The sequence below is a fragment of the Loktanella sp. Alg231-35 genome (assembly GCF_900143545.1).
Lineage (GTDB): Bacteria > Pseudomonadota > Alphaproteobacteria > Rhodobacterales > Rhodobacteraceae > Yoonia.
On the sequence record NZ_FREV01000002.1, the window covers coordinates 112,747 to 132,462 of the forward strand.

At 57.6% G+C, this 19,716-nt stretch carries 19 protein-coding genes; 13 read left to right on the forward strand and 6 right to left on the reverse strand.

The annotated features are described in order from the left end of the window. Positions 1-55: 55 nt before the first annotated feature. Positions 56-1,372 (forward strand): flagellar hook-length control protein FliK, encoded by a 1,317-nt coding sequence (locus DHN10_RS04185; RefSeq protein ID WP_159086909.1) that lies wholly within the window; start codon positions 56-58, stop codon positions 1,370-1,372. Between the two features lie 8 nt (positions 1,373-1,380). Further along, positions 1,381-2,043 (forward strand): flagellar hook capping FlgD N-terminal domain-containing protein, encoded by a 663-nt coding sequence (locus DHN10_RS04190; protein ID WP_108814009.1) that lies wholly within the window; start codon positions 1,381-1,383, stop codon positions 2,041-2,043. A gap of 7 nt (positions 2,044-2,050) precedes the next feature. Here DHN10_RS04190 and ubiB read toward each other — a convergent pair whose 3' ends face one another. Together ubiB and ubiE are read right to left on the reverse strand one after the other, a co-directional pair. Continuing rightward, positions 2,051-3,580, reverse strand: a complete 1,530-nt coding sequence (gene ubiB / locus DHN10_RS04195; RefSeq protein WP_108814010.1) for a 2-polyprenylphenol 6-hydroxylase — start codon at positions 3,578-3,580, stop codon at positions 2,051-2,053. Between the two features lies 1 nt (position 3,581). Beyond that, positions 3,582-4,334 carry a bifunctional demethylmenaquinone methyltransferase/2-methoxy-6-polyprenyl-1,4-benzoquinol methylase UbiE gene (gene ubiE, locus DHN10_RS04200; RefSeq protein WP_108814011.1) on the reverse strand — a complete coding sequence of 251 codons (753 nt, stop codon included), beginning with the start codon at positions 4,332-4,334 and terminating at the stop codon, positions 3,582-3,584. 227 nt (positions 4,335-4,561) lie between these two features. Between ubiE and mutM the strand changes: the two genes are divergently transcribed. From mutM to gyrB, 10 genes are all read left to right on the forward strand, one after another. After that, the gene (mutM, locus tag DHN10_RS04205; RefSeq protein ID WP_108814012.1) at positions 4,562-5,413 is read left to right on the forward strand and encodes a bifunctional DNA-formamidopyrimidine glycosylase/DNA-(apurinic or apyrimidinic site) lyase; all 852 of its coding nucleotides are present in this window, start codon (positions 4,562-4,564) and stop codon (positions 5,411-5,413) included. 63 nt (positions 5,414-5,476) lie between these two features. Further along, the gene (locus tag DHN10_RS04210) at positions 5,477-6,253 is read left to right on the forward strand and encodes an enoyl-CoA hydratase (RefSeq protein ID WP_108814013.1); all 777 of its coding nucleotides are present in this window, start codon (positions 5,477-5,479) and stop codon (positions 6,251-6,253) included. A gap of 159 nt (positions 6,254-6,412) precedes the next feature. Continuing rightward, complete coding sequence (gene rpsT / locus DHN10_RS04215) at positions 6,413-6,676, forward strand: 30S ribosomal protein S20 (RefSeq protein ID WP_108814014.1); 264 nt, start codon at positions 6,413-6,415, stop codon at positions 6,674-6,676. 604 nt (positions 6,677-7,280) lie between these two features. After that, positions 7,281-8,624, forward strand: coding sequence for a chromosomal replication initiator protein DnaA (dnaA, locus tag DHN10_RS04220; RefSeq protein WP_108814015.1), 1,344 nt, complete (start codon positions 7,281-7,283; stop codon positions 8,622-8,624). Positions 8,625-8,753: 129 nt separating this feature from the next. Next, positions 8,754-9,872, forward strand: coding sequence for a DNA polymerase III subunit beta (gene dnaN, locus DHN10_RS04225; protein WP_108814016.1), 1,119 nt, complete (start codon positions 8,754-8,756; stop codon positions 9,870-9,872). Positions 9,873-9,933: 61 nt separating this feature from the next. Continuing rightward, complete coding sequence (gene recF, locus DHN10_RS04230; RefSeq protein WP_108814017.1) at positions 9,934-11,034, forward strand: DNA replication/repair protein RecF; 1,101 nt, start codon at positions 9,934-9,936, stop codon at positions 11,032-11,034. Then, the gene (locus DHN10_RS04235; RefSeq protein ID WP_108814018.1) at positions 11,031-11,465 is read left to right on the forward strand and encodes a VOC family protein; all 435 of its coding nucleotides are present in this window, start codon (positions 11,031-11,033) and stop codon (positions 11,463-11,465) included. Before recF ends, DHN10_RS04235 begins: the two co-directional genes overlap by 4 nt. Then, positions 11,455-11,994 (forward strand): GNAT family N-acetyltransferase, encoded by a 540-nt coding sequence (locus DHN10_RS04240; protein WP_108814019.1) that lies wholly within the window; start codon positions 11,455-11,457, stop codon positions 11,992-11,994. The genes DHN10_RS04235 and DHN10_RS04240 overlap by 11 nt, the downstream gene beginning before the upstream one ends. Before the next feature lies 1 nt (position 11,995). Beyond that, on the forward strand, positions 11,996-12,616 hold the full coding sequence (locus DHN10_RS04245; protein WP_108814020.1) for a LysE family translocator: 621 nt from the start codon (positions 11,996-11,998) through the stop codon (positions 12,614-12,616). Between the two features lie 105 nt (positions 12,617-12,721). Further along, entirely contained in the window at positions 12,722-15,136 is a 2,415-nt protein-coding gene (gyrB, locus tag DHN10_RS04250; RefSeq protein WP_108814021.1) for a DNA topoisomerase (ATP-hydrolyzing) subunit B, read from the forward strand. Here gyrB and DHN10_RS04255 read toward each other — a convergent pair. Genes DHN10_RS04255 through DHN10_RS04265 form a run of 3 tightly spaced genes read right to left on the reverse strand, consistent with a single transcriptional unit; the run spans position 15,133 to position 18,363 of the window. Further along, the gene (locus DHN10_RS04255; RefSeq protein WP_234417006.1) at positions 15,133-16,176 is read right to left on the reverse strand and encodes an AbrB family transcriptional regulator; all 1,044 of its coding nucleotides are present in this window, start codon (positions 16,174-16,176) and stop codon (positions 15,133-15,135) included. The two genes, gyrB and DHN10_RS04255, sit on opposite strands and share 4 nt — an antisense overlap. A gap of 10 nt (positions 16,177-16,186) precedes the next feature. Beyond that, a complete protein-coding gene (gene trhO / locus DHN10_RS04260; RefSeq protein ID WP_108814023.1) occupies positions 16,187-17,092 on the reverse strand; it encodes an oxygen-dependent tRNA uridine(34) hydroxylase TrhO in 906 nt (301 codons plus the stop codon). 23 nt (positions 17,093-17,115) lie between these two features. Beyond that, positions 17,116-18,363 (reverse strand): Hsp70 family protein, encoded by a 1,248-nt coding sequence (locus tag DHN10_RS04265; RefSeq protein WP_108814024.1) that lies wholly within the window; start codon positions 18,361-18,363, stop codon positions 17,116-17,118. A gap of 115 nt (positions 18,364-18,478) precedes the next feature. Here DHN10_RS04265 and pncA point away from each other — a divergent pair, with 115 nt between their 5' ends. Next, on the forward strand, positions 18,479-19,072 hold the full coding sequence (gene pncA, locus DHN10_RS04270; RefSeq protein WP_108814501.1) for a bifunctional nicotinamidase/pyrazinamidase: 594 nt from the start codon (positions 18,479-18,481) through the stop codon (positions 19,070-19,072). A 61-nt stretch (positions 19,073-19,133) separates the two neighbouring features. On the opposite strand, the gene DHN10_RS04275 is transcribed toward pncA, so the two are convergent. Continuing rightward, on the reverse strand, positions 19,134-19,667 hold the full coding sequence (locus tag DHN10_RS04275) for a hypothetical protein (RefSeq protein ID WP_108814025.1): 534 nt from the start codon (positions 19,665-19,667) through the stop codon (positions 19,134-19,136). Between the last annotated feature and the right edge of the window lie 49 nt (positions 19,668-19,716).

Consider the following 19,716-nt stretch of genomic DNA (forward strand, 5'->3'; position numbering starts at 1 on the left):
TTCAGTAAGTTTTTTGCGGCAAAGCTGTGATCAGTCAGATTCTATCGGAGAACCGATGATACCTTTGCTTGCACCAAAAGAAGCCGTCGCAACCGGTCTGCCACCTGACGCTCTGGCTGAGGTTGGGGATACAGAGGATGTCTCCGGTTTTGGTGTTATCTTTGCGGCCGAAGATCCCGATGTGATGCCGGTCGGCAAGAGCGACGTTTTGCTGGCCGCAGAACCGGACAGTGATGAAACGGCGATTCCCAGTCAGAAGGCCACTGCGGCCGATGCAGATTTGGTTCCAGTCGTCTTGGCGCCTGTGCCTCGGGACAAGCCTGTTTCGCAGGCGTCAAAGCTGGCAAGCGGACCAGAGGATGAAGCGGGGCTTCGCAACCAAAGCCGCTCCCACCCTGCAAACGGCGCATCATTGCCAATGGTTGATAGGGCGGAGAAAGCTCTGTCGCAGTCGTCAGGTGAGCCCAATCAACCACAACGCGGCACGGTTGCGCAATCTGTGGTCGAGGGACAAATACCACAAGGGAAACAAGTCGTAATAGATCCACAGGGGCAGGTCGCCGGGAGCACGAAAGCTCCAGAAGAACCACCGTCAATGGTCCAGCAAAAGGCCCGTCCTGACAGCCCGCAGTTACCCCTACCGCGAGAGCATTTGGCAACGCAAAACAAGGGTGCGAAACCGGCTGCACCGGCAGTAGCCGTCGGAACGCAGGGTGAACCAAAAGCGGAACAGTTATTGGCAGAACGGATGCGGCCATCAACCCAGGTACCTGCCTCGCAGATACAAGCCGCAGCGGCGCATTCAGGAATGGTGCAGCCGCTTGCGGTGGCAATCGCGCAGGTGGCGCAGGGGCCATTGGGCCAACAAATTGAAAGACAGATCAAACCCATAGACCCTGATATTGGACTTGGGCAAGCAGCAGGTGACAGGCCGGCAACTATCAGCGCAGCTGTATCAAACTCTACCCCGGGCGCCGGGCCAGAGGTGGCTCGCCATACCGCGCATCAGATTGCTATGGCAGTCACCAATACGGGCAACAATGTCACAGAAATCTCTCTCAACCCCGAAGAGCTGGGGCGCGTTCGGCTCAGCATGACAGCGTCCGAGGGGGGGATCACGCTGAACATCGCCGCGGACAGGCCCGAAACCATGGACCTGCTACGCCGGCATATTGATGCACTCGCGCAAGAATTCCAGGAGTTGGGCTATGAAAGTCTGACATTTTCCTTTGGATCGCAATCGCAAGACAGCACCGATAAAAAGACGGCAGAGGTTGATCAATTCGCCGCCATCCAAGTGGAAGAAGTGGCCGACCAACCTGTGGCCCTGCATTCACCGCTGGCCAGCGCTGGCCTTGATCTACGCCTATAGGAGGCACCATGGACATTCCAACGACAACGACGGCATCGTCGGCGCCTACTTCGCCAGCATCTGCTACGGCTACGCAGATCAGTTCCGATTTTGAGATGTTCCTGCAGATGCTGACCGCACAAATGCAGTATCAAGATCCGCTCAATCCGATCGACTCGACCGACTATGCCACACAACTGGCGACATTCTCTGGTGTCGAACAGGCGGTGCAGACGAACGATCTGTTGCGCGCGCTGACCGAACAAATGGGTGTTTCGGGGCTTGCGGAAATGGCCGGGCTTGTGGGCAAGCAAGCGCGCACATCAGCGCCGACCTATTTTGACGGTCAACCACTCACGCTGCATCCGCAACCTTCAACCATTGGTGACAGCCAAGAGATTGTCGTCACCGACGATGCAGGAAACGAAGTGCAGCGATTGCCGGTAAATGCGGGCGAAGACACGATTACATGGGCCGGTGTCGGCCCCGGAGGAGAGCCGATGGCGGCTGGATCCTACACATTCGAGATCGTTACGCTGTCACAAGGGCAAGTGATAGCAGAGGATCCGGTCGAAACCTATGGCCAGATCACCGAAGTGCGCGTTGAAGACGGTGCAAACGTGTTGGTGCTGCAAGGTGGCGCCACAGTGCCCAGCAGTGTGGTGACGGCCGTGCGTGACGGAGCGGTTTAGCCGGGCCCTAGATTAATGTGCTGATCCAGACGGCACCGCCAACCAAGACGCCACCCAGCGCCATCCAGGACAGACGCGCAATGTGGCGCTGCGGTTTGGACGGCGGCGGCGGATTGTTGAGGCGGATCAGCGCGTCTTCGGCCAGACGCGGCAGTTGCGGACCAAAGCGCGCGAGGATCATGGCAGTCTTGCTCAGGTCACGCAGCAAGGCCTTTGGCCCGATGCTCTGCTTGATGTAATCCTCGACCACGGGGCGGGCCACCTGCCAGATGTTCATATGCGGATCAAGCGACCGCGCGACACCTTCGACCACAACCATGGTACGTTGCAGCAGGATCAACTCGGTCCGGGTTTCCATGCCAAAACGTTCGGTCACCTCGAACAGATAGCTGAGCAACCGAGCCATCGAAATGCGGCTGGCGTCCATGCCGAAAATCGGCTCGCCCACGGCACGCAGCGCGCGCGCGAATTCATCGACATCGCGGTCAGCAGGGACATAACCAGCCTCAAAATGCACTTCGGCCACACGCTGGTAATCTTTGCGGATAAACCCAAAGAGGATCTCGGCGTAGACGCGGCGGGTGTATTCATCGATCCGGCCCATGATCCCGAAATCATAGGCAATGATATCGCCATTTGCGGCCACTTTTAGGTTGCCCTGATGCATATCGCCATGGAAATACCCATCGCGCAGCGCGTGGTTAAGGAACAGCTCCATCACCCGCGTGGCCAAGGCGCGCCGATCCTGCCCGGCTGCATCCAAGGCGTCGTTCAGGCCGATATTCGTGCCTTCGGCCCAATCCAATGTCATGACCCGCCGACCGGACAGATGCCAGCGCACCTGCGGGACCTGAAACCCCAAGTCTTTGTCGGTGTTGGCTGCAAATTCCGCGGCGGCCGAGCTTTCCAATCTCAGGTCCAGCTCGCCCATCACTATGCCTTCGAAATGGGTGATCACATCCATCGGGCGCAGGCGGCGCGATGCAGGTGACAGCAACTCAATCGCGCGGGCGGCGAAATAGAAGGCGTCAATGTCCTTGTGAAAGGCTTTTTCGATGCCGGGTCGAAGGATTTTGACGGCGACGGCCTCGCCATCTTCTGCCAGATGGGCCCTGTGAACCTGCGCCAAAGATGCGGCAGCAACGGGTTCTGAGAAAGAGGAAAACAGCGTGTCGAATGACTGGCCCAATTCAGTTTGAATGGCGTCCTTTGCTTCGCGCATTGAAAACGGTGGCAGTTTGTCCTGCAACACCCGCAGTTGCACGGCCAACTCGTCGCCCACCACGTCAGGGCGGGTTGACAGGACTTGTCCGAATTTGATGTATGCCGGGCCCAACGCTGTAAGCGCGCGCACCGCCGGTGGCATCGTCACATCGCCTTTGAAGCCCAGCCATTGGAACGGCCAGACCAGCGTGCGGAAGGTCACGCGCAACAAAGGGCCTGCGTCAAAGGCATCAAGCACCACGTTCATCGCACCCGTGCGTTCCAACGTCGCACCTGTGCGGATCAGGCGGATAATATTGTGTGGGCCCCGCATGTCAGAGCTTCCAACCTGAGTGCAGTGCTGCCACACCCAATGTTAGGTTGCGGTATTTGGCGTTGCCGAAACCGGCATCCTGCACCATGCCAAGGAACGTATCCTGATCGGGGAAATTGCGGATCGATTCCACTAGATATTGATAGCTGTCCCTGTCGCCCGCAATCATCTGGCCCATGCGCGGGATCACGTTGAAGGAATAGGCGTCATAGGCGGCTTGCATCATCGGGTTGGGCAATTGGCTGAATTCCAGCACCATCAGACGGCCGCCGGGACGTAGGACACGGTAGGCCTCAGTCAGCGCATCCTGCGGGCGGGTTACATTTCGGATGCCAAAGCTGATGGTGTAGACGTCAAATGTATTGGCCTCGAACGGCAGGGCCATCGCATCGCCAACCACCCAATCAAGGCTGTCTGACATGCGTTCTGCCTCGGCTCTTTTGCGGCCTTCGACCAGCATCGGCTCGGTCAGATCAAGCACAGTGGCATGGCCATGCCCCGCACGTTTGAGAAAACGAAACGAGATGTCGCCCGTCCCACCGGCCACATCCAGCAGGCGCTGGTTGGGACGCGGGGCCAGCCAATCCATCATGGCGTCTTTCCATACCCGGTGAATGCCGCCGGACATCACGTCGTTCATGATGTCATATTTACTCGCCACGGACGAAAACACGCCCTGCACCCTGCCAGCTTTTTCATCCTCGCGGACGGTTTCAAACCCGAAATGGGTGGTGGTCTCTGGCTTGTCGGTCATGTCATGCTTTCGCCCGAATACTGTCCCGCATCGGGTTATACCCAAGCGGACGGATAGACAAACTGTCAATGTGACACGGGGTGAACCTGGTAGCTCTGGGCATCACCGTCTTTCGATGCTCTGCGCTCCGAGCGCGGGAAAAGAGTTGAACGCAAAAAATATTTGGTGGGTATTTCAGCCTTTCTCGCCTATGCAAAAGACCGAATTGCCCCAGCAACCAGATGTAGATGCCTGAACTGCCCGAAGTCGAAACCGTTAAATCTGGCATCGCCCCCGTCATGGAGGGGCGTGTGATTGCACAGGCCGATGTCAACCGGCCAGATCTACGCTGGCCGTTTCCAGACCGCATGGCTGAACGGCTGACGGGCAAGCGCGTGTTGGGGCTGCGCCGCCGTTCCAAATACATTCTCGTTGATCTGGACAGTGCAGAGACGCTGTTGATCCATCTGGGGATGTCAGGCCGGATGTTGATTTCGGGCCATACTGTGGGTGAATTCCATCACCCGCATCCGGCGCCCGCCAAACATGACCATGTCGTGCTTCACATGGATGATGGTGCGCGGATTACCTTCAATGATGCCCGCCGTTTTGGTGCGATGGACCTGATGGAAACGGCGACGCAGGAGGATCACTGGCTGATCCGCGATCTGGGGCCGGAGCCTTTGGGCAATGCTTTCAACGAAGCCTATCTGATCGCGCGCCTGAAGGGGCGCAATACACCGATCAAATCGGCATTACTGGACCAGCGCATCGTGTCGGGGCTGGGTAATATATATGTCTGTGAAGTGCTGTTTCGTGCGGGCATTCATCCGGCGTGCAAGGCCGGGCAGATCAGTGCGTCACGTATTGCCACGCTGGTGCCGCTGATCCGGGATGTTCTGTCAGAGGCCATCGCCGCAGGCGGGTCATCCTTGCGTGATTATCGCCAAACAGATGGCGAGCTGGGCTATTTTCAGCATGTTTTTCAGGTCTACGATCGCGAAGGTGAACCCTGCGTAACCTCTGGATGTGACAGAACAATTACCCGAATCGTGCAATCGGGACGCTCAAGTTTCTTTTGTCCGCAATGCCAAAGATAGCTTGATCCGCGTGAACGCTTTGCTAAGCACTAGGGCCTGACCAGCGGCAACAGGGACGGCAGCATGGCCTTTGACAACATCATTGTAGATATCAGCGACCACGTCGCGACGATCACACTCAACCGACCGGACGCGATGAATGCGCTCAATAGCGCGCTTCTCAAAGAGCTTTGCACCGCACTAGAGGATGCCGATGCAAGCGACAAAGTGCGCTGCATCATCGTCACCGGGTCCGAAAAGGCATTTGCCGCCGGTGCGGATATCTCTGAGATGGCGGACAAGTCATTCGTCGAGATGTACACCCAGCGGTTCTTTGAAAACGAAACTGACCGTTTCAACCGCACCCGCAAGCCGATCATCGCTGCTGTGGCCGGCTATGCGCTGGGCGGTGGCTGCGAACTGGCGATGATGTGCGATTTCATCATTGCAGCTGAGAACGCCAAATTCGGCCAACCCGAGATAAACCTTGGCGTCATCGCAGGTCTTGGTGGCACCCAGCGTCTGACCCGTTTTGTTGGCAAATCAAAATCAATGGATATGCATCTGACCGGGCGCTTCATGGACGCCGCAGAGGCCGAGCGCAGCGGGCTTGTCAGCCGCGTCGTGCCTGCCAAGAAACTGCTGAGCGAAGCGAAAGTTGCCGCCGACAAAATCACCGAAAAATCACAGATTGCGGCGATTGCCGCCAAAGATGCCGTTGATCGCGCTTATGAAACGACGCTGGCCGAAGGTATCAACTACGAACGCCGCCTGTTTCATTCGCTCTTTGCAACGGATGATCAGGCCGAAGGCATGGCCGCCTTTACCGAAAAGCGCGAGGCGCAGTTCCGCGACAAGTAGGGCTTTCCTTTCGAGGCGGTTTGTCCTATAGGCCCCGTCATACATGCGCGTGAGGCCCGCTTTGGCCAGAATCACCGGTTCGAAAACCCGGGGCTTGGGCTGACTGCGCTAACGAATTTTGATTAGGCTCACCACCGGCCCAGCTTAGGAAACGAACACATGGCAAATTCACCACAGGCAAAAAAACGCGCCCGTCAGAACGAAGCACGTTTTGCGGTCAACAAGATGCGCCGTTCGCGCATCCGCACATATCTGCGCGCTGTTGAAGAGGCGATTGCCTCTGGCGATCAAAAAGCAGCAGCCGAAGCGCTGAAGTCCGCACAGCCAGAACTGATGCGCGGTGTGACCAAAGGTGTGATGCACAAGAACACAGCAGCGCGCAAAATGTCGCGTCTGACATCGCGAGTCAAAGCGATCGGCTAAGCTCCGATTCTACTGCCGCAGGTAGAATTGAAAGAGTGCAAGCGCGTCCTGAACGGGCGCGCTTTTTTCTTTCCGGTGTGACCGTGTTGTGTAGAAGTTGTATCATTTCAACGGACCGATAGATTCTTTTTGACCAATCATTGAGTCAAGTCCGTTGTTGTATTGATACGTCCGCAAACCCCTTGCTACGTTGGCCCTGCGATTCACATCGTTCCGGGGGGACGTGAGGGGGTTTGCAGGTAACTTGACGGGGCGACACTGCGCTGATGCGCGGGTCTGTGGCGTCAAACTGACTGTAGGCATCACGCAATATGGGCGGGAAATGAAGCGGCAAAAGCCGCGCGACCCGAACCATTTGTGTCTGTGAGAAAACCAGAGACTGCTCTCTGGGTTTGTTGCTGTTTCATGACCCCTTTTGCTGCCGTTTGGCGTCTAACTGCATCCGTTTGAGGTGCCGATCTGATGCTAGGCCTTATGTAATGGTGAAGGGCAAGCCACGCGAGAGGGGCATCTCGTGTGTACATGCTTTTTGTGCCGGATGATGGTATTGTGGGCGCCTTTTGGCGCTCGAATGTGGGCACATTGAAATGGGACAAAGGTCAAAATGAGTAAGGCAATTTGGGCAGATGTATTGGCGACACTTAAAGGGGCACTTGGCGCCAACAACTTTTCAAATTGGATTGAACCACTCGAATTGACCCGCCTGTCTGATGGCGTCGCTGTCTTTGACGTGCCGACAAACTTTATTGGCAACTACGTGTCGCAGAATTTTGGTGACCATATCATTCATCAGCTCAACAAGAAGGGCGGTGACGTTCAGCGCCTGCAATTCCGTGTCCCTTCCCAATCCGCCGCCGCCCCCAAGCCCAAAGTCGCAGCCGCTCGCAAAACCAATGGTGTCGATGCCGCCTCCGGCTCTCCGCTGGATGCCCGCTTCACCTTTGACACGTTTGTAGTCGGTAAACCGAATGAGCTGGCCCATGCCGCCGCGCGCCGTGTCGCCGAGGGTGGCCCTGTCACCTTTAACCCGCTGTTTCTTTACGGTGGCGTTGGCCTGGGCAAAACCCACCTGATGCATGCCATCGCCCATGAGCTGAAAGAACGCTCGCCAGAGCTGAACGTGCTGTTCCTCTCGGCTGAACAATTTATGTACCGCTTCATCACTGCACTGCGCGAACGCAAGATGATGGATTTCAAACAGCTGTTCCGCTCGGTAGACGTGCTGATGGTGGATGACGTCCAGTTTATCGGTGGCAAGGACAGTACGCAGGAAGAATTCTTTCACACCTTCAACGCATTGGTTGATGGGCAGAAACAGATCATCATCTCTGCCGACCGCGCACCGGGCGAGATCAAGGACCTTGAAGAGCGGATCAAATCCCGCCTGCAATGCGGTCTGGTCGTAGATCTGCACCCAACCGACTATGAACTGCGCCTTGGCATCCTGCAGTCCAAGGTCGACGTCTATGCCGCACAATACCCAGAACTTGAGATATCTGACGGCGTGCTGGAATTCCTCGCCCATCGGATTTCGACAAACGTACGTGTCCTCGAAGGCGCACTGACCCGTCTGTTTGCCTTCGCGTCGCTTGTTGGCCGCGAAATTACGCTGGAACTGACGCAGGATTGCCTGTCTGACGTCCTCAAAGCCTCGGACCGCAAGGTCACTGTCGAGGAAATTCAGCGCAAAGTGTCCGACCACTACAACATCCGCCTGTCCGACATGATCGGGCCCAAGCGCGTACGTAACTACGCACGCCCCCGTCAGATCGCCATGTATCTGGCTAAGCAAATGACCAGCCGGTCGTTGCCTGAAATCGGGCGTCGCTTTGGTGGTCGTGACCACACCACTGTCATGCACGGGGTCAAGCGGATTGAGGAACTCAAAGCGCTTGATAGCCAGATCGCGGATGATCTGGAACTGTTGCGCCGCGCCTTGCAGGAATAAACCAGCCCCGGCGCTTGACGCGGCCAAACCCATCGTCAACAGTCCAACAAAACGCTTGAGAGTGGCGTGGAATAGGGTACATTCCGCGTCCCGGCCAAGACCGGCAACAAGATATGCGGAGATTGGGATATGAAATTCAGCATTGAACGCGCAGTGCTTCTTAAGGCGGTCGCACAGGCCCAATCCGTGGTTGAACGGCGCAACACGATCCCGATTTTGGCCAATGTTCTGATTGAAGCCGAAGGCGATGATGTGCACTTCCGCGCTACCGATCTGGATATCGAAGTCGTGGACAAGGCTCCTGCCAAAGTGGAACGCGCCGGCGCTACAACTGTGGCCGCCGTGACACTGAACGAGATTGTGCGCAAACTGCCTGACGGTGCGTTGGTCACCCTGACCGAAGAAGGCGCATCGGGCCGGTTGAGCATTGAGGCGGGGCGTTCCAACTTCTCGCTCGCCACATTGCCAAAAGAGGATTTCCCAGTGATGGCGTCCTCTGAATATGCCGCCAATTTCTCGGCCCCAGCACCGGTACTGCGTCGCTTGTTCGACAAGTCCAAATTTGCAATCTCGACCGAGGAAACGCGCTATTACCTGAATGGCGTTTACATGCATGTCTCTGACAGTGATGGCGGCAAAGTGCTGCGTTGTGTGGCCACTGACGGGCACCGCTTGGCCCGTATCGACGCCGACCTGCCCGAAGGCGCCGCTGACATGGCAGGCGTGATCGTGCCCCGCAAGACCGTGGGCGAGCTCCGTAAACTGCTGGACGACGACGACATGCAAATCGCCGTCTCTGTCTCGGAAACCAAGATCCGCTTTGCGACGCCTGACATCACTCTGACCTCGAAGGTCATCGACGGCACCTTCCCCGACTACACCCGCGTGATCCCGCAAGGAAACACCCGCAAATTGGAAGTAGACGCCAGCGAATTCGCCAAAGCCGTGGATCGGGTTGCGACGGTGTCGTCCGAACGATCACGGGCCGTGAAGCTGTCGTTGGACGAGGACAAGCTGGTTCTGTCGGTGAATGCGCCGGATAGCGGTGCGGCCGAAGAAGAGCTGGCCGTAGCTTATGGTGATGAGCGCTTGGAGATTGGTTTTAACGCCAAATACCTGTTGGAAATCGCAAGCCAGGTGGATCGCGAAAACGCGGTCTTTATGTTCAACTCATCGGGCGATCCGACACTGATGCGTGAAGGCAATGACACCTCGGCGGTTTATGTCGTCATGCCGATGCGCGTGTGACGGGACCCAAAGTTCTCGAAGATTTTGAAGGCAGGATTTTTCCGAATCCTGATAGCCGCCCGTGAAAACGCTCGCGCTTAAAGAGCTGACGCTTTCGCATTTCCGCTCGCACAAACGCGTGGCGCTCACGCTTGACGCACGGCCTATGGTGCTCTTTGGGCCGAACGGCGCGGGGAAGACCAACATCGTTGAGGCAATATCCCTGCTGTCCCCCGGCCGCGGCTTGCGTCGTGCTGGCGCTGATGATCTGACGCGTAGGCCAGAGGCGCTGGGTTGGAAGATCACCGCCATCCTGCAATCGCTGCACCAAACGCATGAGCTGGAAACATGGGCCGAGGTGGGTAGCCCGCGTCAGTTACGCATTGATGGGAAAACTGCCCCGCAGGTGGCCCTCGGCCGTGTCGCCCGCATTCTCTGGTTGGTGCCCTCGATGGACAGGCTATGGATCGAAGGGGCAGAGGGGCGCCGGCGTTTTCTCGACCGCGCCACGCTGAGCTTTGAACCCACCCATGCAGAGGCTGTGCTGACCTATGAAAAGGCGATGCGCGAACGGAACCGGCTGCTCAAAGACATGGTCCGCGACCCGCATTGGTACACCGCGATTGAGGCGCAAATGGCTGATTCCGCCACCGCCATTCAACGCAACAGACGACACGCGATCGACGAACTGACGGCGGCGCAAAAGGTTGCCCAAACGGCGTTCCCAACGGCAGCTCTTGCGCTGACTTCAGCCGAACCCATTCCCGATGACCTGCAAACCGCTCTTGCCGACAATCGCTCGCGCGACATGGCCGCCGGGCGCACGCTGATTGGACCGCACCGCGCAGATCTGGATGCGGTGTTTGCCGACAAGGGCGTGCCAGCCAAAGACTGTTCAACTGGCGAACAAAAGGCGCTGCTGATCAGTCTGATCCTTGCCAATGGCCGCGCGCTCGCCAACGATTTCGGCGCGCCACCCCTTCTGCTGCTGGATGAGGTCGCAGCCCACCTTGACGCCACCCGCCGTGCGGCGCTTTATGATGAGATCTGTGCGCTTGGCGCACAGGCCTTTATGACTGGCACCGGGCCGGAACTGTTCACAGAACTTGGCCCGCGCGCCCAATACGCCGAAGTCACCGAAACCGACGGACAATCCGCAGTCACCCAAAAGGACAAGCCATGACCCCGCAGCGCGTTACATTGATCACACTGGGTGTTGCTGACCTTGCGCGCTCAAAAGCGTTTTATGGTGCGATGGGCTGGACCCCGACAGCGGACGAAGGCGAAGTTGTCTTTTACCAGATCAACGGCATGGTGCTGGGGTTCTTCGGGCGAGGGCCGCTCGCCAAGGATCAGGGCCGCCCTGATGCGAAACTTGGTACCGGGGCGATGACGCTGGCGCAGAATTTCACGACAGAGGCAGAGGTTGACGCTGCCTATGCACTGGCCCTCAAATCTGGCGCGACGGCGCTAAAGGTTCCTGAAAAGGTGTTCTGGGGAGGATACTCTGGTTACTACGCCGACCCCGACGGACATGTCTGGGAGGTCGCCCACAACCCGTTTTGGGAACTGAACGCAGATGGTAGCCTGACCTTACCCGCCCATGCAGATTAAAACGATCCATGAAATCCAACTGACAAAAGATGACGATGCCGCCATTGGCGCTTTGCTGTCCCGCGCATTTGGTCAGATCGGTGACGATGATTTTGAAGGGCGGTCGTATTACAAGCAACGCCACCATCTCCGGGTTCTGGGTTGGGAAGGTGACCACCTTATCGGGCATATCGCGCTGAATTTTCGCATGGTCACGCTAGGCGATGAAACCCTGCCCATCATCGGATTGGCCGAGGTTGCCACACATCCCGATCACGGCGGTAAAGGTGTTGCGAGCGCGCTGCTGGAGGAAACGATCAAGCTGGCCTTGGACGCGCAGGCCACGTTTATCCTGCTTTTTGGCGATCACCCGATCTATACGCGGCGTGGTTTCCTGCCCGCACAAAACGAGCTGCGCTATGTTGGCATCGAAGACGGGCATATCAACACTGTGATCACGCAGGTGACAAAACACCTCAAGGTCATGGCGCTGCGCGACCAGTCGTGGGATGACACGGCCAAACTTGACCTTTTGGGGCATATTTTTTGACATGACCATCACCGCCTATGACATGCTGCTGTACGCAGGTGCGCTTGTCATCCTGTTCATGACGCCCGGCCCGGTCTGGGTGGCCTTGCTGGCACGATCGCTTTCTGGAGGGTTTCAGGCGGCGTGGCCGCTTGCCTTGGGGGTGGCCATCGGTGACATCCTGTGGCCGCTTGTGGCCGTTCTAGGGGTCGCTTGGCTGGTGTCTGAATTCGCGGGCTTCATGGAGGTCCTGAAATACGTTGCTGTGCTGGTATTCATGCTGATGGGGGCGGCGCTGATACGCAACGCCGACCATGCGCTGGACGCCAACAGCCGTCTAACGCGCCCGGGCATGTGGGCGGGTTTCCTTGCGGGTGTAGCCGTGATCATCGGCAACCCGAAAGCCGTGCTATTTTACATGGGTGTTCTGCCGGGCTTCTTTGACCTGAGTGCGGTCACAGCACTCGACATGGTCGCCATCTGCACGCTGAGCTTTGTCGTTCCGATGGGCGGCAACCTGATTTTGGCAGCATCCGTAGATCGGGTGCGCGGGGTGCTGAAATCGCCAAAAACAATCCGCCGGATCAACCTCATTTCGGGCTGTCTTTTGATCGGCGTGGGCGTTGTAATCGGACTGACGTAGGCAGCTTTTCGCAGACCGCCAAAAACCACAAAATCTTGTGTCATTTGCGTGACATTACCCCCTAAAACACGTATATTTTGGGCATAAGAATACAGGATTTCCCCGATGGCTGACGAGCAGCAAAAACCCGAAGACTACGGCGCAGATTCCATCAAAGTTCTCAAAGGCTTAGAGGCGGTTAGAAAACGCCCCGGTATGTATATCGGCGACACTGATGACGGGTCCGGTCTGCACCACATGGTGTATGAGGTCGTGGACAACGGCATTGATGAAGCTCTGGCCGGGCACGCTGACCATGTTTACGTGAAAATCAACGGCGACGGGTCGGTCACCGTGGGTGACAATGGGCGTGGGATTCCGGTGGGCATTCACGAGGAAGAAGGCGTTTCCGCGGCCGAGGTCATCATGACCCAGCTGCATGCGGGCGGGAAATTCGACAGCAACTCATACAAGGTCTCTGGCGGTTTGCACGGCGTGGGTGTGTCGGTCGTGAACGCCCTTTCTGATTTCTTGGAACTGCGCATCTGGCGCGATGGCAAAGAACACTATGCCCGGTTCGAGGGCGGGTTCACGACAGAACACTTGCGTGTCGAAGGCGATGCAAACGGTCGTAAAGGGACCGAGGTCACGTTCCTTGCCTCGACAGACACGTTCAGCAACCGTGACTATGAATTCACCACGCTGGAAAAGCGCCTGCGCGAATTGGCGTTCCTGAATTCTGGCGTCAAAATCATCCTCGAAGACCTGCGGCCCGCAGAGCCACTGAAAACCGAGCTTTTCTACGAAGGCGGCGTGAAGGAGTTCGTCAAATACCTCGACCGCTCTAAGACCCCACTGATGGATGCGCCGATTTACGTGCAGGGCGAACGCGACGAGATCGGCGTCGAGGTCGCGATGTGGTGGAACGATAGCTATAACGAGATGGTGCTCCCCTTCACCAATAACATCCCGCAGCGCGATGGCGGCACGCATATGGCGGGCTTTCGTGGCGCGCTGACCCGTGCGATTGCGAAATATGCGACAGAAACCGGGATCACGAAAAAGGAAAAAGTATCGCTTACTGGCGATGACGCGCGCGAAGGGTTGACCTGTGTGCTGTCCGTTAAGGTGCCCGATCCGAAATTCTCCAGCCAGACCAAGGATAAATTGGTCAGCTCTGAGGTGCGTCCGGCGGTCGAAAACCTCATGGGTGAAAAACTGAACGAATGGTTCGAGGAAAACCCGAACGAGGCCAAGATGATCATCACCAAGATCGTCGAAGCTGCCGCCGCCCGCGAGGCTGCGCGCAAGGCCCGTGAAATTCGCCGTAAATCCGCGATGGATGTGAATTTCAACGCCTCCAAGCTGAAAGACTGTTCCGAAAAAGACCCTTCTAAGACCGAAGTCTTCTTGGTGGAGGGTGACTCTGCCGGTGGTTCCGCCCAGACAGGCCGTGACCGTGGTACGCAGGCGATCCTGCCGCTGAAGGGTAAGATCCTGAACGTGGAACGCGCCCGGTTTGACCGGATGCTGTCGTCACAGGAAATCGGTAACCTCGTCATGGCGCTGGGCACCGGGATTGGCCGGGATGAATTCAACATCGACAAGCTGCGTTATCACAAGGTCATTATCATGACCGACGCGGATGTTGACGGCGCGCACATCCGTACCTTGCTGCTGACCTTCTTTTTCCGTCAGATGCCGGAGCTTATCGAAGGCGGTTACCTCTACATCGCGCAGCCACCACTTTACAAAGTGTCGCGCGGCAAATCCGAGGTTTACCTCAAGGATCAGGCCGCGATGGATGAATACCTGATCGAACAGGGCATCGACGGGGCGATGCTGCGGCAGGGCAACGGCGAGGAAATCACCGGTAATGATTTGCGCCGCGTGGTGGATGAAGCGCGCCAGCTCAAGCGCGTGCTTGAAGCTTTCCCAACGCATTATCCACGGCACATTCTGGAACAAGCCGCCATTGCCGGTGCCTTTGTGCCCGGCGTTGTCGACAATGACCTGCAAGGCACGGCTGATCGGGTTGCCCAGCGGCTTGACCTGATTGCACTGGAATGGGAACGCGGCTGGCAAGGCCGGATTACGCAAGACAAAGGTATGCGTTTGGCGCGCATCCTACGCGGTGTCGAAGAAGTGCGCACGTTGGACGGTCCGATGTTGCGCGGTGGCGAGGCCCGACGCACGGGATCGTTCACCCAAGGCTTGCAAGATGTCTACAACCTTCCAGCAACGCTGGTCCGCAAGGATCGCAGCCAGATGATCCATGGTCCACTTGATCTGCTCAAGGCCATCCTCGAAGAAGGCGAAAAAGGGCTGTCACTGCAACGCTACAAGGGCTTGGGCGAAATGAACCCTGATCAGCTGTGGGAAACCACGCTGGATCCGGACGCGCGTACCTTGTTGCAGGTAAAGGTTGAAGATGTGGCAGACGCCGACGACCTTTTCACCAAGCTGATGGGTGATGTCGTCGAACCACGGCGCGAGTTCATCCAAAACAATGCGCTGAACGTCGAGAACCTCGACTTTTAGACGCGGGCCATGCGGAACACAAAAGGCGCAATCGCGATCACCAGCGTGATGCGGATAATATGCATGACCGACACATAGGTCGGGTCCTGATCCATCGCGAGCGCCAGCAATGCCATTTCGGCCAAACCGCCCGGAGAGTAAGCCAGAAAGGCCTGCGTTAAGGGCACATCGCTGACCAGAAAGATCGCTTGGGCAAAGCCAACGGCTGCCAATAGCATCAGCACAGACGCAATTGCCGAAAGGCCCAGATCGCGCCTGATCTCGGTCAGCGTGGCCCCAACAAACCGTGTCCCAATGATGGTGCCCATGGTGATCTGGGCGGCCACGACAAAGAATGTGGGCGGTGCGACAGTGACCCATCCTGCAACATGGGCAATGCCACTCAGAATCATTGGGCCGAATATTGGTGCGGCTGGCAAGCCAAGCCGTTTGCCCAAAACCGCCCCCAACAGCGCACAAAGCCCCAAGACTGCGTAATCCCAAACGGTGATCTCAACCAAGGCAATCCATCGAGCGGCCCCCGCGCCGCCGCTGGACACACCCATCACCAAGCCAAAAATCACGGCAACAAAGACAATGATAATCATCACACGGGCCGCATGGGCCAAAGCAATCCGGCGCTCATTCCCACCTGCTTCGATCCCAAGGATCAGCATTTCGTTCAGCCCGCCGGGCATGGCCGCATAGAAGGCCGTCACCGGGTCATACTGCCCGATCTTGCGGTAAACGGCATAAGAAATGCCGGCGGCACAGGCCAAAAAGAACGGCAGCACCAACAGCGTAAACGCCCACGTCCCAAGTAAACCGAACACCTCTGCTGTGATGCCGGACCCAAGCATCACGCCAAGAACGGGGATCACAAGGGGACGCAGGCGCATCGGGCCCATTATCGGCAAGCGGAGCAGGGCCGCGATGGTATTGGCAATCATTGGCCCCAACATCCAGGGCAGGGGCATGCCCGCCTGAAAGGCCGCAACCCCGCCCGCGATCCCAATCGCAAGCGCCAGCAGTTGCGGCGCGAGGGCGGTGGGTGTGATCAATGCGCCAGCCCTAAATCCCGCCGATGTGATGGGTGCCGCGTTCTTTGGCCAGTACCATCTGCTTTTGGCGTTCTCGGAACCGGGCCTTGTCGGCGTCGTTCGTCTCATCAATGCATTGATGGCAAGACACGCCCTGCTCAAAGGCGGGATGATCACGGTCTTGGGGCAGCAGCGGACGGCGACAGGCGTGACATAGGATATGCGGACCTTCCGCCAGCCCATGTCCGACGCTCACGCGGGCATCAAAAACAAAACAGTCACCGTCCCATTTGCTTTCATCCTGCGGCACCTCTTCGAGGTACTTCAGAATGCCACCCTTGAGATGGTATACGTCCTCCACCCCTTGGCCCATCAGGTAATTCGTTGACTTCTCGCAGCGAATCCCACCGGTGCAGAACATTGCGACGCGCTTGTTGAGAAAGCGGTGCTTGTTCTTTTCCCACCATTCGGGGAATTCGCCAAAGCTCTTGGTTTCGGGATCAACGGCCCCTTCGAAGGTACCAATCGCCACTTCATAATCATTGCGCGTATCAATCACGGCGACATCGGGCGCGCTGATCAGGTCGTTCCAATCGGCAGGGTCAACATACTGACCGACCTTTGCCACCGGATCCACATCCGGCTGTCCCATGGTGACGATTTCCTTTTTCAACCGTACCTTCATACGGTGAAAGGGCGGCGTTGTTGCGGTGCTTTCCTTCCACATCAGATCTGCGCAACCGGGCAGGGCGCGAACATGGGCGAGGACGGCGTCGATCCCCCCGCGATCCCCGGCAATCGTGCCGTTGATGCCTTCTCCTGCCAAAAGCAACGTGCCAGTGATCCCGCGTGATTTGCACAGGTCTAGCAGTGGCCCTTGTAGGGCGGCGGGTTCGTCAAACCGGGTGAAGTGATAAAGTGCTGCAACGGTAAACATATGGGTCAAATACGCCTCTGTGCTCAGCGGGGCAAGCCACGCGCGGCAGCAATTGCCAATCCATCTGCGACGGCAGTGAATGCCTCGGCCCGTTCCAATGCGGCATGCGGGAACATGGCGACCATGACGTCCTCGACAACGTGCAACAGGCTTGAGCCGCCTACGAAGACGATCTTGGTGATCCGCTCTACCGTGACATCCGCCATCGCCAAAGTATCCTCCGCACAGGCTGCAATCTGCGCAGCATGATCTGCCAACACTGCGCGCATCGCTTCCTTGGTGATGTCTGCCGTCAATCGTGTTTCGATCACGTCCAGATCAATCGCCGCAGTCTGCGCATCAGGTTGGTTAATCCTGATCTTGCCCGCCTCTACCGCAAAGGCAATGTCATGGCCCAATTCCATCTCTAGCACCGTCTTGAGCCGCGCAAACAAGGCCGGATCAATCCCCAGTTTGGCAAAATCGGTGGCCATGCGCCGGTTCTCGGGTGTGTAAACAAAAGGGATTTTCTGCCAGGTCGCGAGATCATTGAAGATCGCATTTGGTGCCACATGACGACCAGCGCCCAAGGCGTTACGCACCTCAGCACCGCGGCCTAGCAGTGGCATGACCTCTGCTATGCTGATCGCGCGGTCAAAATCCGTACCACCGACGCGGACACCGTGGCTCGCGATGATCCGGGTTGCATCCCCATCGCGGGCAAAGACCGAGAAATCGGAGGTGCCACCGCCGATATCCACGATCAACCCAAGCTCGTCCTTGGCAAGCGGTCCACTGGCCAAAGCTGCCGCCTCTGGCTCAAACATAAAGGCAACATCGTCGTATCCGGCAATCATATAAGCCTCGCGCAGATCGCGTTCGGCCTGCGCATTGCGCGCCTCATCTGAGGAATGAAACCGTACAGGCCGCCCTGACAGCGCGGTATCAAACCGTGTGCCAGTTTCCGCCTCTGCCCGCTCGCGCAGCATCGCAAGAAACCGGGCGACCACCTCGATCAATGTCAATCGCTCATAAGCGATTTGGCGTTTTTCCCGCATCAACGGCGTGCCCAGAACCGATTTCAACGCCCGCATGAACCGCCCCTCGCGGCCATCAATCAGTGCGGCATTCGCCACCGACCCATAGGTCGTTTCCTTGCGGTCATAGTCAAAGAAAACCGATGTGGGCAGCGTTGTACGTCCCGGCTCCACCGAGATCAGATGTGGCCGGCCATCTTTCATGATGCCCGCTGCCGTGTTGGAGGTGCCAAAGTCGATACCCAGAGTCGCCATTTCGGCCTCCATTTCATGTGTGAAAGACGCGGCCGATATGAAATCTCTGGACGACTTGCAACCCCTTCTGCGTCCCGGCAAACTGCGCGCAACTCAGCCCCGGAAAGAAAATGCCATGACACACGCCTTGCTCGTGATTGACGTCCAGAATGACTTTTGCCCTGGTGGCGCTTTGGCCGTGACAGGCGGGGATGAAATTGTGGAAGGGGTCAACGCCGCAATGGCCGGTTTTGATGCGGTGATCCTGACGCAGGACTGGCATCCGGCGGGGCACTCTTCCTTCGCGTCAACACATGACGCTGCACCGATGAGCATGGTCGACATGCCCTATGGCCCGCAGGTTCTGTGGCCGGATCACTGTATTCAAGCCAGCCAGGGTGCCGCGTTTCACACCGATCTGGCAACGGACCGGGCCGATCTAGTCATCCGCAAAGGCTATAACCCGGCCATCGACAGCTATTCGGCATTCTTCGAGAATGACAAAACGACGCCCACCGGGTTGGAAGGATATCTGCGCACCCGTGGTATCGACAAGTTGACGCTTGTGGGGTTGGCCACGGATTTCTGCGTGAATTACTCGGCTGTGGATGCAACAAATTTGGGGTTCGACGTGTCTGTCAGGATGGATCTGTGCCGGGCAATTGATTTTGACGGATCACTGGCTGCCGCCGCCGAGGGTATGCGCGCAGCAGGGGTCAAATTGATCTAACGCCCGCGTCGGACAAACCACACCGACGACACGCCAGCAGCCATGATGATGGTCAAACCCGTCAGAGCAGCTGACCGGCCACATAAAGCAGCAAGATCAGCCCTAGCAACAACCCCCCAAAGGCCATCATTCGCCGCCCTTGTTTCTGGCGCGAAGCGATGCGCGCGGCGGCCCGTTCCGTGTTCAGGCCAGTGTCGCGCTGTGTTGGTGCCAGCAACTGCTCTTCAATCGGTTTCGCGGCTGAGAGGGACTGCATGAAGGCCGGGAAATCAAAGCCACCCCAGTTCGCCCCCTTGAGGTTATGTGTACCGAGATTCTGTGACAGGCGATCTACCAGCGCCACCCGGTCGCCTTCGTCGCGCATTGGGAATGTGCCGGGTGGGGCGCCACTGTCATGGGTTTTCAGCACGAACCCACTATCGGTGAAAAAGGTTCGTACGGCCTCGTCGGCCTGCCCCAATGCGCCGATCGTCTGTGGATCGCGGAACATAGCTACCTTTTCGGCGCTGACACCGGTCAGATCCAGATCACCGAATTGGCCCGGCAGGCCCTCGGGTGTGATCGCGACCATGTCAAAATCGTAACGCAATGCCATCGCTTTGGCCCCCTTGCCACCCCTGCGCCCACTTGATCTAACACGTAAG